The sequence below is a fragment of the Cryobacterium sp. 10S3 genome (assembly GCF_034344045.1).
Taxonomy (GTDB): domain Bacteria; phylum Actinomycetota; class Actinomycetes; order Actinomycetales; family Microbacteriaceae; genus Cryobacterium; species Cryobacterium glucosi.
The window spans coordinates 2,711,420-2,723,599 of record NZ_CP133773.1 but is presented as its reverse complement, the minus strand read 5'-3'; the positions used below and the strand labels follow the sequence as shown (position 1 = coordinate 2,723,599).

Sequence of the window (12,180 nt, the reverse complement as noted above, 5' to 3'; positions counted from 1 at the left end):
ATAGTGAAACCACAAGACCCTTTCAGGGACCAGAATCAAACCATGAGCCTGCGCTACGCCCTCCTCGCGCTCCTGACGGCGCAGCCCATGACGGGCTACGACCTCGCCAAGTCCTTCCACAGCTCGGTCGGGCACGTCTGGAGCGCCCCGGACTCGCAGATCTACCCGGAACTGCGCCGGATGGAAACCGGGGGACTGATCGAGGCGACGGCAGTTGCCCGGAGTACCCAGGCGACCCAGGCGACGAAGCGGGTCTACCACATCACCTCGCTGGGTGAGCAGGCGTTCCGTGCGTGGATGGCCGAACCGGTCGAGTACTCGCGGGAGCGAGACCCGGCGCACCTGCGTGCGGCGTACTTCGAGTGGGCCGACCCGGACTCGGTCCGGGAGCAGCTCCGGGCGCACGTGCGGCACTGGGCCGGGTTGCGCGAGCAGTGGCAGGGCCAGTTCGCCGCGATCCGGGACGGTACGCATCCGATCTTCGTCCAGAGACTGTTGATCAGCCCGGAGTCCGAGCGGCCGCGCATCGCGGCGTACAAGCTCTTCGCCTACGAGGGGCTCATCGCCCGGGCCGAGCAGGAAATCGGGTGGGCAGAGCGTGGGCTGCGCCTGGCCGACGAGCTTGAGCCGAAGCCGCCCGAAAGCGTTCGCGGTAAGTTGGGAGAAGGCGGAGGGACCAGCCCCGGCGAGGAAGTTGACCTGTGAATCCGATTGAGTGGCTGTTCGACGCGCAACTTCAGATCGGCACGCAGACCATCCTCTGGCGCGAGGTGATCGGCAACGCGTTCGGGATACTGAGCGCAGTCGGTGGAATGCGCCGCAAGGTCTGGGCGTGGCCGGTCGGCATGGCGGGCAATGCGCTGTTGTTCACGGTGTTCCTCGGCGCCGTCTTCGGTACCCCCAACCCGGTGAACCTGCTCGGCCAGGCCGGCCGACAGGTGATGTTCATCATCGTGTCGATCTACGGGTGGATCCAGTGGTCGCGGAGCCGCCACTCCACCGTTCGCGCCGCGGTCGTGCCGCACTGGGCGGGCAACCGCACCCGCATCCTGCTCGGCCTCGGCATGGTCGCCGGCACCCTCGTGCTCACCCCGATCTTCCGTGCCCTCGGCTCCTTCGAACCGGTCTGGGCTGATGCCTGGATCTTCACGGGCTCCCTGCTCGCGACCTACGGCATGGCCAAGGGCTGGACCGAGTTCTGGCTGATCTGGGTCGCGGTCGACATCGTCGGGGTACCGCTCCTGGTCAGCGCCGGGTACTACGCCTCGGCGATCCTGTACGTGTTCTACGGGGCGTTCACGATCACGGGCTTCTTCATCTGGATGCGGGTGCAACGCCGCCGCAGGGACTTCGTCGAGCACGAGCTCACCGGCACGGTGTGACCCGCCCGCTTGACGAGCCTCGCCGCGGCCGACCACGGTCGAGTGTCGCCGGTTCCGCCCAGACGACCCGGTGTACGGGCGATCCTCGGCGGGTGTGGCGACACTCGGCGCCCGGGCTACCCGTCCGCGCTAGGGTGCGGGCCGCTCGATGAGCTCATTCCGTCTGCGGTCCAATCGACGCTGACGTCGATCAGCTGGTCGTAGGCGTCCGAAACGGTGAGGGGGCCTGCCGTCCCGAGCGAGCCCATGACCGTGGCGTTGAGGTGTAGCCCGCTCCCGGCGAGTTCGTCGAGCGTGGTGCACGCGCTCGTGCCGGTGAGGTCGGCGTTGCGGAGGATCAGGCAGTATTGGTCGTCACGGAGCCGTGCCGCGAAGACGCTGTACGGCAGTCCCGTTTCGAGGACCGGTCCGAAAAGGCTGTGCACCGACGTGTACTCGCCGCCGAGGGCGGGCGTGGTGTCGTCGGGCACGAATTCGGGTTGGTCGAAGACCCCGAGCAGGTTTCCGGCGGATGCGGCGGGCCCGGCCGTCTCGGAGGCTCCGCCCGTCGGGGTAGCGCCGCCAGAGGCATCCGTTGCGCCGGCCAGCCCGCTCGCCTGCAGCACGAGCAGCGCGATCACCCCGACCGTCGCGCCCGACACCACCAGCGCTGCTGCGCGCAGCACGCGCAGCACGCGCAGGCGCCGCGGCGCCGCGGCTTCCGGCCCCTGGCCCGCTGCGGTTCCCGCCGCTGCATCCGCTCCTCCCTCCGCGAGAGTACGAAAAGTGCCCGTATCGGGGTCCGATAGGGGCACTTTTCGTACTCTCGCGGGAAGGAATGGTCCGGTTTTGGCGAGCGCGCCGGCCTCGAGGGTGGGGTACTGGCCGAGGAGTGCGTCGAGGTCGGCGGTGTCGCGGCCGAGCGCCAGCTGCAGGGCCGCGAGACGCTGCTCGTCCTCGGAAGCAGACTCGGGCGAGCGGGCACGGGAGTACACCGCCGCCTGCAACTCCGGGAGTTCGGCAGCGGGGTCCGGCCGGCCGGCCGGCGTCTCCGTGAGCGGATGCGCCCGCCACCAGAGGGCGTCGAGCACGTCGTGGCGACCCGGGTAGCCGCGGCGCAGGACTTCGTGGAGCGCGGCATCCGCCTGGGCGGCCTCGCGCAGCCGCCCGGCCCGCCGGTGCTGCTCGTACTCTGCGCTGATCTCGAATACCATTCCGGCCCCCCGACGGTTGTGACACTCACCCTAGCGAGTGCGCCGCCGGGAACAGGTGCTGCCGGTCAGGAAGTGGGATGCGGGGCGGTCTCGCTCGACACGACGCCGTCGGTGCTGACCCGGATCGTGACGTCAGCGAGGGCGCCCGCCGGTTCGAGGGAGTCCTTGCCGAGGGTGAAGGGATTGACCGGCACCGTCGCCGTGAGGGTCAGGCCGCGGCGGGCGAGTTCGGCGAGGCCGACGCAGGCGCTCGCGCCCTGCTGGCCCTGGGTGCGCAGGATGACGCAGTAGAGGTCGTCGCCCCGCCGCGCGACGTACACGAAGGAGCTGGTCTCGCGCTCGACGAACATCGCGTGGATCGAATCCCGCCGGAACTCGGGACCGAGATCGATCGTGGTCTGGTCGGGGATCGGCGGCTGGTCGAAGAGCGCGAGAAGCCCTGGCGAAGCGGATGCCGCCGGCTCGGTGCCCGGGCCGCTCACCGGGCCGCCGAGGGACAACAGGGCAGAGGTCGTGGCGACGGCGATCCCGCCGAGGAGGAACCCGGCCGCGACGAGGAGCACGCTGCGCCGGCGGGTCGGGCCGCGGAACGCGGGGGCGGGTCGTGCGGTCGCGTCGGCGTCGGATGTGCCCGCAGCATCGAGGGGGCGAGTGCCCCGGGAGTGGACGGCGTCGGGGGAGGCCGCGGCGTCGGGGAACAGCACCAGCAGTGCCTCGAGGTCGGTCGCGTCCTGCCGCAGCTGGGCGGTGAGGTCGTGGAGCCGCCGCTCACTCGCCTCGAGGGAGCCGTCCGGGCCCGGGCGCGCGTACACCGCGGCCTGCAACCGGGGCAGTTCGGCGGCGGGATCCGGTCGCCCGCCCGGGGTGCCGGTGAGCGGGTGCGCCCGCCACCAGAGTGCGTCGAGCACGTCGTGCCGGCCCCGGTAGGCGGCGCGGAGGTCGGAGGCGAGGGCGGCATCCGCTGAGGCCGCGGCGTGCAGCCGCAGCGCGACAGACTCCGTTGTCATCCCGCGGCTCCCATCGGTCGAGGTGTGTCCACTGTAACCAGTCGGGCGCGGCGTCACCGGTTCGATTGCCCGTTGCGGGGTCGGGGCACAATGGGACCATGCCGAATCGTCTTGCCGATGCGATCAGCCCGTACCTGCGCTCCCACGCCGACAACCCGGTCGACTGGCACGGCTGGGGCAGCGAGGCCTTCGCCGAGGCCCGGGCGCGCGACCTTCCGCTGCTCGTGTCGATCGGATACTCGACGTGCCACTGGTGCCACGTGATGGCGCGGGAGAGTTTCAGCGATCCCGACCTCGCCGCCTACCTCAACGCGCACTTCGTGAGCATCAAGGTCGACCGGGAGGAGCATCCTGAGGTCGACGCGACCTATCTCGCCGCAGCAAGCGCGTTCGTCGACGGCCTCGGCTGGCCGCTCAACGTCTTCGTGACCCCTGAAGGACGTGCTTTCTACGCGGGAACGTACTTCCCGCCGACCGCCGTTCCCGGCCGACCGGCGTTCCGGCAGGTGCTCGAAGCCGTCACGGACGCCTGGACCGACCGCCGCGCCGAGGTCACCGAGACCGGCGCTCTCGTCGCAGACGCGCTCGCCGCAGCCGCCAGACAGCAGGAGCTCGCCGATGCCGCCGTCGCCGATGCTGCCGTCGCTGCTTTCGATGGTGTCGACGGCAACGATGTCGGGGGAGCCGGCCCGCGGAACCTGCTGCCGCAGGGCAGCGTGCTTGACGGCATCGTCGAGGGCCTCGCCGTGACGGAGGACACCCGGTACGGCGGGTTCGGCGGAGCGCCGAAATTCCCCGTCGCCCCCGTCCTCGCGTTCCTGCTCGACCGCTCATCCGGCCGCAGCCTCGCCCTGCGCACCCTCAAACGGATGGGCGCCTCCCCGCTGCGGGACCCCGTGGAGGGCGGATTCTTCCGCTACGCCGTCAACCGGGACTGGAGCGAGCCCCACTTCGAGCGGATGCTCTACGACAACGCCCAGCTCCTGGACCTCTACACCCAGGCCTGGAAACTGACCGGGGAACAGTGGGCCCGCACGGTCGCAGAGGGCGTCGCCGAGTTCCTCCTTTCTGTGCTGCAGCTGCCCGACGGCGGTTTCGCGAGTGCCCAGGATTCCGAGAGCACCGTCGCCGGACGCCGCGTCGAGGGCGGCTACTACGCCCTCGACATCGACGCCCGGCGAACGCAGCCCCGCCCCGCCCTCGACGAGAAGGTGCTCACCGGCTGGAACGGCCTCGCGATCGGCGCGCTCGCCCGCGCCGGTTTCGCGTTCGGTGATTCCCGCTACACGGATGCCGCGGCCCGCGCCGCCGACTACCTGCTGTCCCGGCATCTCACCGTGGAAGCCGAAGCCGAAGCCGAAGCCGAAGCCGCAGCCGACTCCGCAGGTGACGGGCCGGTGCTCGTGCGAGCCTCCATCTCCGGCCGTACCTCGACGGCGCGGGCTACCCTGGAGGACTTCGGGATGTTCGCACGGGGACTCCTCGAACTGGCACTCGTGACGGGTGAGGGACGCTACGCGTCCGCGGCGCGCCTCCTGGTGGACAGCACGCTAGCGGCGACCACCGACACTGCCGCGACCACAGACACGGCCGCCGCACGGTTCCGGGTCCCGGGCGGCTCCGATCCCGTGCTGGTCGGCCAGGGACTCGCCCTCGAGGTCGACCCCTCCGAGGGCGCATACCCGTCCGGACGCTCGGCCGCCGCGGGCGCCGCCCAGCTGCTGTACCTGATGACCGAGTCGGAGAGGTACCGGGATGCAGCGGTCACGGCGGTCGTCCCGTTCCTCGCCCGTGCCGCGGAACGCCCGCTCGCCTTCGGTGCCGTCCTGCAGCTCTGCTCCGCACTGATCGCCCCCGTGGAACAGCTCGTGCTCGTCGCGCCAGACGACCGGGCCGCTGCGGCGGAACCCAGCGGTGACGCCGACCTCGACGAGCCAGGGGAGCCCGACTTCTCGGCCGCACCCTCCTTCTTCGATGTGCCCGCTGCCGTGAGCGTGACGGCACTCGTCGACAGCGCGAGGCAGCGGGCGACCGGCGTCATCGCATCCGTCACAGCGGCCCAGTCCCGGACACTCGCCGCCGCCGGATTCGGCCTCTTCGCCGGACGTGTCCCGCTCCGCGACCGGCCGACGGCGTACCTCTGCCGCGACTTCGTCTGCCGCGTGCCGGTGACCGACCCTGCGGAGCTAACGATCCGGGAGACATCCGGGGAGATCTCTCCCGACGGGCCCGCGTCGCCCTAACATCGAGGCATCCCCTCCGCCACCGGCGGAAGCAGCGAGAGGATCCCTCATGGTTCCCGAGATCAACATCTGGGCGGTACTGCTCGCCACCGCGTCGAGCATGGCCGTCGGGTCGGTCTGGTATTCGCGCCGGGTCTTCGGCGGGTACTGGATGCGTACGGTCGGCCATGACGAGGAGAGCATGCGCGGCAACGCGGTCGCTCCCATCGTGATCACCGTCCTCGTGAGCTTCGTCACCGCGTGGGTGCTCGCGGGCGCCGTCGCGATCACGCAGAACTTCTACGGCGGCAGCTTCCTCGCCAACGCGCTGCTGACCGCGCTGATCCTCTGGGCAGGCTTCACCGCCGCCCGGATGGTGACCCACGACGTCTTCGACCGGCGCCCCGCCGGGCTCACCGTGCTCAACCTCGCCCACGAGCTTGTCACCCTCGAGGTGATGGCCCTGATCATCGGCCTGATCGGCATCAACTCCCTCTGACCTACGCCGGAGGTCCCGGCGCCGTCATCGGGGCGGGTCGCCGGGCAACGTAGACTGGGAGGAACGCTACCGCTTGCTGTCGGCTGCCGGTTCCCGGCTCAGACCGGGTCGCGGCCGCCGGCACGTACCGGACGCACTCTCCCCGGCAACACACGGTTGCCCCGTTGATGAGTGTTCCCATTTCCCGAGGAGGACCATGGTTACCGTCGATCGTTCAGCCGCAGAGCCGTCGGTCGTCCCGGTGAGCCCGGCCGGCACCGGCAGCACCGCGGGCACCGCCAACTCCGCCGTCCCCGTGCTCTCACTGAGCACGGAACCCGAACTGGTGCTGCTCTCCCCGGACGCCCGCACCCGCCGCTTCGACCGCGACGACGTCGTCGTGCGCAAGGGCGAAATCGCCCTCATCAACGGCCACTTCACCCCGCACGAGTCCATGGTCAGGGACCTCCTCGCGATCGCCCACGCCCTCGACGCCGCCGGCATCGACTTCCTGCTCGTCCGCGGCGACCACGACCGCCCGGTCCTCGCCGTCGATCGCAAGCGCCGCAAGCACATCACCCGCGCGCTCGCCGAGGCGTTCTCCAACGACCCCTTCTACGCCAAGCCCCTCGACGGGCACCTCACCCAGCCCCTCCTGCTCGCCGACGGCGCCCTCACCACCCTGCGCAAGTCATCCGTGTTCCGGGTGTACCGCCCGCGCATCGAACCGATCGGCCGCCTCCGGTACGGCGCCGAGACCGCGTTCCAGTTCGAACTCTGGTTCTTCGGCGAAGACGAGATCGTCGCCCCGGTCGAGAACTCCCTGATGCGCAAGCGGATGCCGCGTGGCGAGGCCCGCGAGACCACCATCACCCTGTACGGGCGCACCTGGCGCACCCTGCAGCACATGTTCGACGATCTCGCGAGCGACGTGAGCTTCGACATCGACATGGTCTTCTCCTGGGTCGACGGCTCCTCGAGCGACTTCCAGCGCGAACGCGCCAAGCGGATGAAGGCATACGTCGTCGGCAGCGGCGACGAGTCCGACGCCCGCTTCCGGCAGATCGACGAGCTCAAGTACGCCCTCCGCAGCGTCTACATGTTCGCGCCCTGGGTGCGCCGCATCTTCATCGCGACGGACTCGCCGGCGCCCGAGTGGCTCGCCGAGCACCCGCGCGTCACGATCATGAACAGCGAGGACTTCTTCCCCGACCCGAGCGTGCTGCCGACCCACAACTCGCACGCCGTGGAGAGCCAGCTGCACCACATCCCCGGGCTCGCCGAACACTTCCTGTATTCCAACGACGACATGTTCTTCGGCCGCCCGGTCGGACCGGAGTTGTTCTTCTCGCCGGGCGGCGTCACGAAGTTCATCGAGGCATCCACCCGGATCGGCCTCGGCGAGAACGACCCGAGCCGCAGCGGGTTCGAGAACGCCGCCCGGGTCAACCGGGCGCTGCTCCGCGAGCGCTTCGGCAAGGTCACGACCCGGCACCTCGAGCACACGGCGGTGCCGATGCGGAAGAGCGTCCTGTTGGAGCTCGAGGCGGAGTTCCCCGAGGACTTCGCCCGCACCGCGGCGAGCCAGTTCCGTTCGGCGACCGACATCTCCGTGACGAACTCGCTCTACCACTACTACGCGCTGACCACCGGGCGCGCGGTCGAGCAGACCCAGGCCAGGTCGCTCTACATCGAGACGACGCTCAAGCTCGCGCTGCGCCAGATGAACAAGCTCCGCAAGCGCCGCGACCAGGACATGTTCTGCCTCAACGACGGCAGCTTCCCCGAGATCTCGGACGAGGTGCGCCGCGCGGCCGTGACCGAGTTCCTCGAACAGTACTTCCCGATCGTCGCGCCGTGGGAGCGCGAGGCGCAGGCCACCGCGAGCGGCACGCCTGCCGCCGCGGACAGCGTCTCCCCGGGGGCCGAGTTCGCCCGGTTCGGCCGAGAGGGGCAGTCGCACCGGCGCATCTCGGCGGAATCCGGCGAACTCGCCGGCGCGGCGGTCGCGATCGCGCTCGGTCAGGCGCCGCGGCCCGCTTAGCTCAGAACCGGGATCGGCGTGGTCATCGGCGGCTCGCGGAGCGCCGGGAGAGTACCCGCGCCCATGATCGTGATGCCCGACGCGGCGAGGCGGCGGGCGCTCTCCTCCGGGTCGATGTAGTCGAGGGGGGCGTAACTGCCGAGCGGTACGACCGAGTGCAGCACGGTGTCCGGGTAGACGTGCACGAGGTTGAACGCGCGGGCGCCGTCGCGGCCGCGGGTGCCGCCGACGGGCACGTTGAGGTCCTGCGTGTAGCAGGTGGCCGAGGCCACCGACACCGGGATGCCGGCGAACATCGCGGTCGAGGAGTAGTGCAGGTGTCCGGCGATGATGCTGCGGACATCCGTGCCGCGGAGCACCTTGGCGAGGCGGGCCTGGCCGCGGAGCTCGACGGAGACGGCGAGGTCGAGCACGCTCGGAACGGGCGGGTGGTGCATTGCGAGAATGGTGCCGTCGGGAGCGGGAACGCGGAGTTCCTCGGTGAGCCAGGCGAGCTGGGCGTCGGTGACCGTGCCGAAGTGCTGGTGGGGCACCGAGGTGTCGAGCGTGATGATGCGGAGGCCGCCGATGTAGTCGACGCGGTCGATCGGTGCTGTCGACGAGGGCTGGCCGAGGAGTTCCGCGCGGAAGGCCGAGCGGTCGTCGTGGTTGCCCATCACCCAGATCACCCGGGCGCCGAGGCGGGCGGCGGCCGGCTCGACGATGCTGCGGACGAGGGCGTAGGCATCCGGTTCGCCCTTGTCGGCCAGGTCGCCGGTGATAATGATGGCGTCGGGACGGCCAGAGGATGCCTCGACCTCGGCGAAGAGTTCGGCGAGGTGCCGGGCGCTGTCGACCTGGTCGTAGAGCCTGCCGCCATCGGCCAGAACATGGGTATCGCTGAGGTGGAGCAGGAAATAGTCCGGCCTAGGGTATTCGGCCGTTCGCAGGTTCAAATGAACTTTCCATTCGTCGGGACTGTTTGCACTCATCGTTGAGTCGACTGACTCTACTCCGAATATTCGACCAGCCGACCTTGAACGGCCGGTGTATTCCAGACGAACATGCCGACGGGACCGGAGAAGAGCCGGCGGGGCCCGGCCGTTCGCGGGCAGCGGAAGCCCGGCCGCGAGCGCCGCCGCATCCGAGGGGTGCCGGGTCTTGCGCGCCCTGAATAGGCTGGGCGCATGGCTCGTTTCGTGCGTTTCTCCGAATTCGGCGGCCCGGAAGTCCTGCGGGTGATCACCGGCGATCCGCCTGCCCCCGGCCGCGGCCAGGTGCGGGTGCGGGTGCACGCCGCGGGGCTCAATCCCGTGGACTGGAAGATCCTCCGCGGCGGTCCGGCCGCCGGCGCGTACAGTGTCGTCCTGCCGAGCGGCAACGGGAATGATTTCTCCGGCGTCATCGACGAACTCGGTGCCGGCGTGACGAGCTGGGCCGTCGGCGACGCCGTGCTCGGCGGCTCGCGGATGTTCGCCCAGGCCGACTGGCTCGTCGTCGAAGCATCCGCCGTCATCCGTAAACCGGATGCGCTCGGTTTCGTCCCTGCCGGGGCCCTCGATATCGCGGGCCGCACCGCGACGGCGTCGGTGCGCTCGCTGGCGCTGACCCGAGACGACACGGTGCTCGTGAGTGCGGCCGCCGGGGGAGTCGGCGTCCTCGCCGCGCAGCTCGCCGTACGCACCGGCGCGACCGTTGTCGGAACCGCGAGCCCGGCCAACCACGATTTCCTCCGGAGTCTCGGCGTCATCCCCGTCGTATACGGCCCCGGTCTCGCCGACCGGGTGCGCGCGCTCGTGCCCCGGGTGACGGCTGCGCTCGACAACAGCGGTCCCGCCACGATCGACGCCGCCCTCGAACTCGGTGTGCCGGGCGGCCGCATCAATACGATCGCCGCGCGCGGCCACCGGGCGGATGCCGGCATCACCGGCGTCGGAGGTCAGGCGGCCCGCCCTGGCGACCTGGCCGCCCTCGCCAACCGGATCGCGAGCGGGGACGTGGTGCTGCCGGTCGACCGGGTATTTCCGCTCGAGGAGGTCGCGGACGCCTACCGCTACCTGATGGGCGGGCACGTGCGCGGCAAGGTCGTGCTCGCCCTGGTCGTGCTCGCCCTGGTCTGAGCCCGACCTGGTCTGAGCGGGGCGGAGCAGGGGTGGGTCAGGGGTGAGTCAGTCCCTCGGTGGTTCCCGGAAGGGTGGGCCGGGTCACGGTTTCCTGCTCGTAGGGTTCGGCCTGGGCGCTCGCTGCCCGGCGGCGCTCCTCTTCGAAGTCGCCCTCGAGTCCGCTGAAGCCCTCGGCACCGGCCGGGTGGGCGTCCCGCGACGTGGTCCCGCGTGCGGGATGGTCCTTGTCGGCGACGTGCCGACCGTGGTGTGCAGCAAACATGCCAGTCACGGTACGCCGCGTCCCCGCCGAGTCAAGGGCTAGCGTGCGGCGGGCACCTGTGCAGCGGTGGTTCGCGGGCGTCCCCGCACGGTGTACCTTCAACATCACAGCAGTTGAATTCTGCTGAGAAGGACCTCGGCGGCGTTCGGCCCCGGGGTCCTTTGCTTTGGCCCGGTGTCGCCCGGTGTCGTTGACTGCGACGTCCTGTTCGGTGTCCGATCCGGCGTTTCTGCGGCCTCACCCACGGTCTGTCCAGCGAGTCGTGCGAAGCTGGACTGTGCGCTCCCTCTCGACAACAGGATTCCTGCGATATCTCGGCGGCGCGATCGTCGCGTCGGCCGTCTTCGTCGCGCTGTACCTCTTTTTTGTGCGGACCCTGCACGGCCAGACGATGGACCAGCTCGCCTACGACGGCTCGATCTTCGGCCGTCGCAGCGTCACGGTCGTCACCCAGCAGGTGCTCGACCAGGTTCCGACCGTCTCGGTCGTGGCCGGCGCCGTCATCACCGGGATCATCACGGCCGTGCGCCGCGATCTCCGCACGCTCGTCGTCGCCGTCGTCGTCGCCCTGGGGGCCGTCGTCACGACCCAGGTCCTCAAGGACATCCTGCTCACCCGTCCCGATCTCGGGGTCGACGGTTACGCCGGCAACTCGTTCCCGTCCGGGCATACGACGGTCGCTGCGGCATCCGCTCTTGCCGTGTTCCTCGTCTCGAGCCCGCGGACCCGCTGGCTCGCCGCACTGCTCGGCTCGGCGTTCGCGGCCGTCGCGGGCGTCTCCACGCTCGCGAACGGCTGGCACCGCCCGAGCGACGTCATCGCCGGGCTCCTGGTCGTCGCGGTCTGGGGCTGCGCGGGCGGCATCGCGCTCTGGGTATGGGGCGCATCGCCCCGCCGCCTGCGAGCGCGCGGGTCGGCACGCCGGTTCGCGGCAGGGAACACCGACCCGGACGCGGGGACCGGTCCCCTGGCCCCGACCCGCGGAACGCCCGCGATCGGATACCGCATCCAGCTCTGGTTCGTCGTGCCGTTCTGTCTGGTCGCGGCCGCGGCGTTCCTCGTGACGTTCTTCGGCGCCTCCGGCCCGAACAGCGAGGCCGTCATCGCCTACGTCGGCGGGGTCGCGGCGATCTGCGCCGCCGGATCCCTCGTCGCGTTCGTCGCAACCCACCTCTTCGACCGCCTGCCCTGAGCTGCGGGGCACCCGACCGGTCACGCGGTCCGGCGCGAATCGTCCGGCGTTCAGGCGCCGATCAGGACGAGTACGTGACACACGACGTAGACCGGCCAGACGATCGCCTGGAGCAGCCCGAGGATCACACCCCAGAACGTTCCGCTCGAGACCGAGACGAAGTAGATCGCCGCTCCGATGTAGGCCAGGAAGAGGACGAAGCCCCACGGTCCGTCCCGCACGATCACCCGTCCACGTCCGTCCATGGCCATCAGCTCCTCCGATTCCGCACGCCCGGCGACTGTCCTCTGGGCCTCAG

At 70.4% G+C, this 12,180-nt stretch carries 12 protein-coding genes; 7 read left to right on the top strand and 5 right to left on the bottom strand.

Annotated elements, in window-relative coordinates; genetic code table 11:
* Positions 1 to 42 precede the first annotated feature (42 nt).
* Together RHM57_RS12630 and pnuC are read left to right on the top strand one after the other, a co-directional pair.
* Entirely contained in the window at positions 43 to 705 is a 663-nt protein-coding gene (locus RHM57_RS12630) for a PadR family transcriptional regulator (protein ID WP_322135283.1), read from the top strand.
* On the top strand, positions 702 to 1,382 hold the full coding sequence (gene pnuC / locus RHM57_RS12625) for a nicotinamide riboside transporter PnuC (RefSeq protein ID WP_134449363.1): 681 nt from the start codon (positions 702 to 704) through the stop codon (positions 1,380 to 1,382). The genes RHM57_RS12630 and pnuC overlap by 4 nt, the downstream gene beginning before the upstream one ends.
* A gap of 116 nt (positions 1,383 to 1,498) precedes the next feature.
* Here the strand turns inward: pnuC and RHM57_RS12620 are convergent, their stop codons facing one another.
* Complete coding sequence (locus RHM57_RS12620; RefSeq protein WP_322140940.1) at positions 1,499 to 2,575, bottom strand: hypothetical protein; 1,077 nt, start codon at positions 2,573 to 2,575, stop codon at positions 1,499 to 1,501.
* 65 nt (positions 2,576 to 2,640) lie between these two features.
* Positions 2,641 to 3,582, bottom strand: coding sequence for a hypothetical protein (locus RHM57_RS12615; RefSeq protein ID WP_322188261.1), 942 nt, complete (start codon positions 3,580 to 3,582; stop codon positions 2,641 to 2,643).
* A 98-nt stretch (positions 3,583 to 3,680) separates the two neighbouring features.
* On the opposite strand from RHM57_RS12615, the gene RHM57_RS12610 reads away from it, so the two are divergent.
* From RHM57_RS12610 to RHM57_RS12600, 3 genes are all read left to right on the top strand, one after another.
* A complete protein-coding gene (locus tag RHM57_RS12610; protein ID WP_322135287.1) occupies positions 3,681 to 5,825 on the top strand; it encodes a thioredoxin domain-containing protein in 2,145 nt (714 codons plus the stop codon).
* 49 nt (positions 5,826 to 5,874) lie between these two features.
* Entirely contained in the window at positions 5,875 to 6,303 is a 429-nt protein-coding gene (locus tag RHM57_RS12605; RefSeq protein WP_322135288.1) for a DUF1761 domain-containing protein, read from the top strand.
* Positions 6,304 to 6,499: 196 nt separating this feature from the next.
* The gene (locus RHM57_RS12600) at positions 6,500 to 8,326 is read left to right on the top strand and encodes a stealth family protein (RefSeq protein WP_322140939.1); all 1,827 of its coding nucleotides are present in this window, start codon (positions 6,500 to 6,502) and stop codon (positions 8,324 to 8,326) included.
* Here the strand turns inward: RHM57_RS12600 and RHM57_RS12595 are convergent.
* The gene (locus tag RHM57_RS12595; protein WP_322140938.1) at positions 8,323 to 9,261 is read right to left on the bottom strand and encodes a phosphodiesterase; all 939 of its coding nucleotides are present in this window, start codon (positions 9,259 to 9,261) and stop codon (positions 8,323 to 8,325) included. The two genes, RHM57_RS12600 and RHM57_RS12595, sit on opposite strands and share 4 nt — an antisense overlap.
* Positions 9,262 to 9,492: 231 nt before the next feature.
* Between RHM57_RS12595 and RHM57_RS12590 the strand changes: the two genes are divergently transcribed.
* Entirely contained in the window at positions 9,493 to 10,425 is a 933-nt protein-coding gene (locus RHM57_RS12590) for an NADP-dependent oxidoreductase (RefSeq protein WP_322135290.1), read from the top strand.
* Between the two features lie 37 nt (positions 10,426 to 10,462).
* On the opposite strand, the gene RHM57_RS12585 is transcribed toward RHM57_RS12590, so the two are convergent.
* Entirely contained in the window at positions 10,463 to 10,690 is a 228-nt protein-coding gene (locus RHM57_RS12585; protein ID WP_322135291.1) for a hypothetical protein, read from the bottom strand.
* Between the two features lie 262 nt (positions 10,691 to 10,952).
* Between RHM57_RS12585 and RHM57_RS12580 the strand changes: the two genes are divergently transcribed.
* Positions 10,953 to 11,882: a phosphatase PAP2 family protein gene (locus RHM57_RS12580; protein WP_322140937.1), complete on the top strand. Its 930-nt coding sequence runs from the start codon at positions 10,953 to 10,955 to the stop codon at positions 11,880 to 11,882.
* Positions 11,883 to 11,932: 50 nt separating this feature from the next.
* On the opposite strand, the gene RHM57_RS12575 is transcribed toward RHM57_RS12580, so the two are convergent.
* A complete protein-coding gene (locus RHM57_RS12575) occupies positions 11,933 to 12,127 on the bottom strand; it encodes a hypothetical protein (protein ID WP_322188258.1) in 195 nt (64 codons plus the stop codon).
* Between the last annotated feature and the right edge of the window lie 53 nt (positions 12,128 to 12,180).

Bases quoted from the DNA above. Each gene is read 5' to 3' on its own strand.
- RHM57_RS12575 (WP_322188258.1), bottom strand. From the start codon at position 12,127: ATGGACGGACGTGGACGGGTGATCGTGCGGGACGGACCGTGGGGCTTC.
- RHM57_RS12630 (WP_322135283.1), top strand. From the start codon at position 43: ATGAGCCTGCGCTACGCCCTCCTCGCGCTCCTGACGGCGCAGCCCATG.
- RHM57_RS12610 (WP_322135287.1), top strand. From the start codon at position 3,681: ATGCCGAATCGTCTTGCCGATGCGATCAGCCCGTACCTGCGCTCCCAC.
- RHM57_RS12600 (WP_322140939.1), top strand. From the start codon at position 6,500: ATGGTTACCGTCGATCGTTCAGCCGCAGAGCCGTCGGTCGTCCCGGTG.
- RHM57_RS12585 (WP_322135291.1), bottom strand. From the start codon at position 10,690: ATGTTTGCTGCACACCACGGTCGGCACGTCGCCGACAAGGACCATCCC.
- RHM57_RS12605 (WP_322135288.1), top strand. From the start codon at position 5,875: ATGGTTCCCGAGATCAACATCTGGGCGGTACTGCTCGCCACCGCGTCG.
- RHM57_RS12615 (WP_322188261.1), bottom strand. From the start codon at position 3,582: ATGACAACGGAGTCTGTCGCGCTGCGGCTGCACGCCGCGGCCTCAGCG.
- RHM57_RS12620 (WP_322140940.1), bottom strand. From the start codon at position 2,575: ATGGTATTCGAGATCAGCGCAGAGTACGAGCAGCACCGGCGGGCCGGG.
- RHM57_RS12590 (WP_322135290.1), top strand. From the start codon at position 9,493: ATGGCTCGTTTCGTGCGTTTCTCCGAATTCGGCGGCCCGGAAGTCCTG.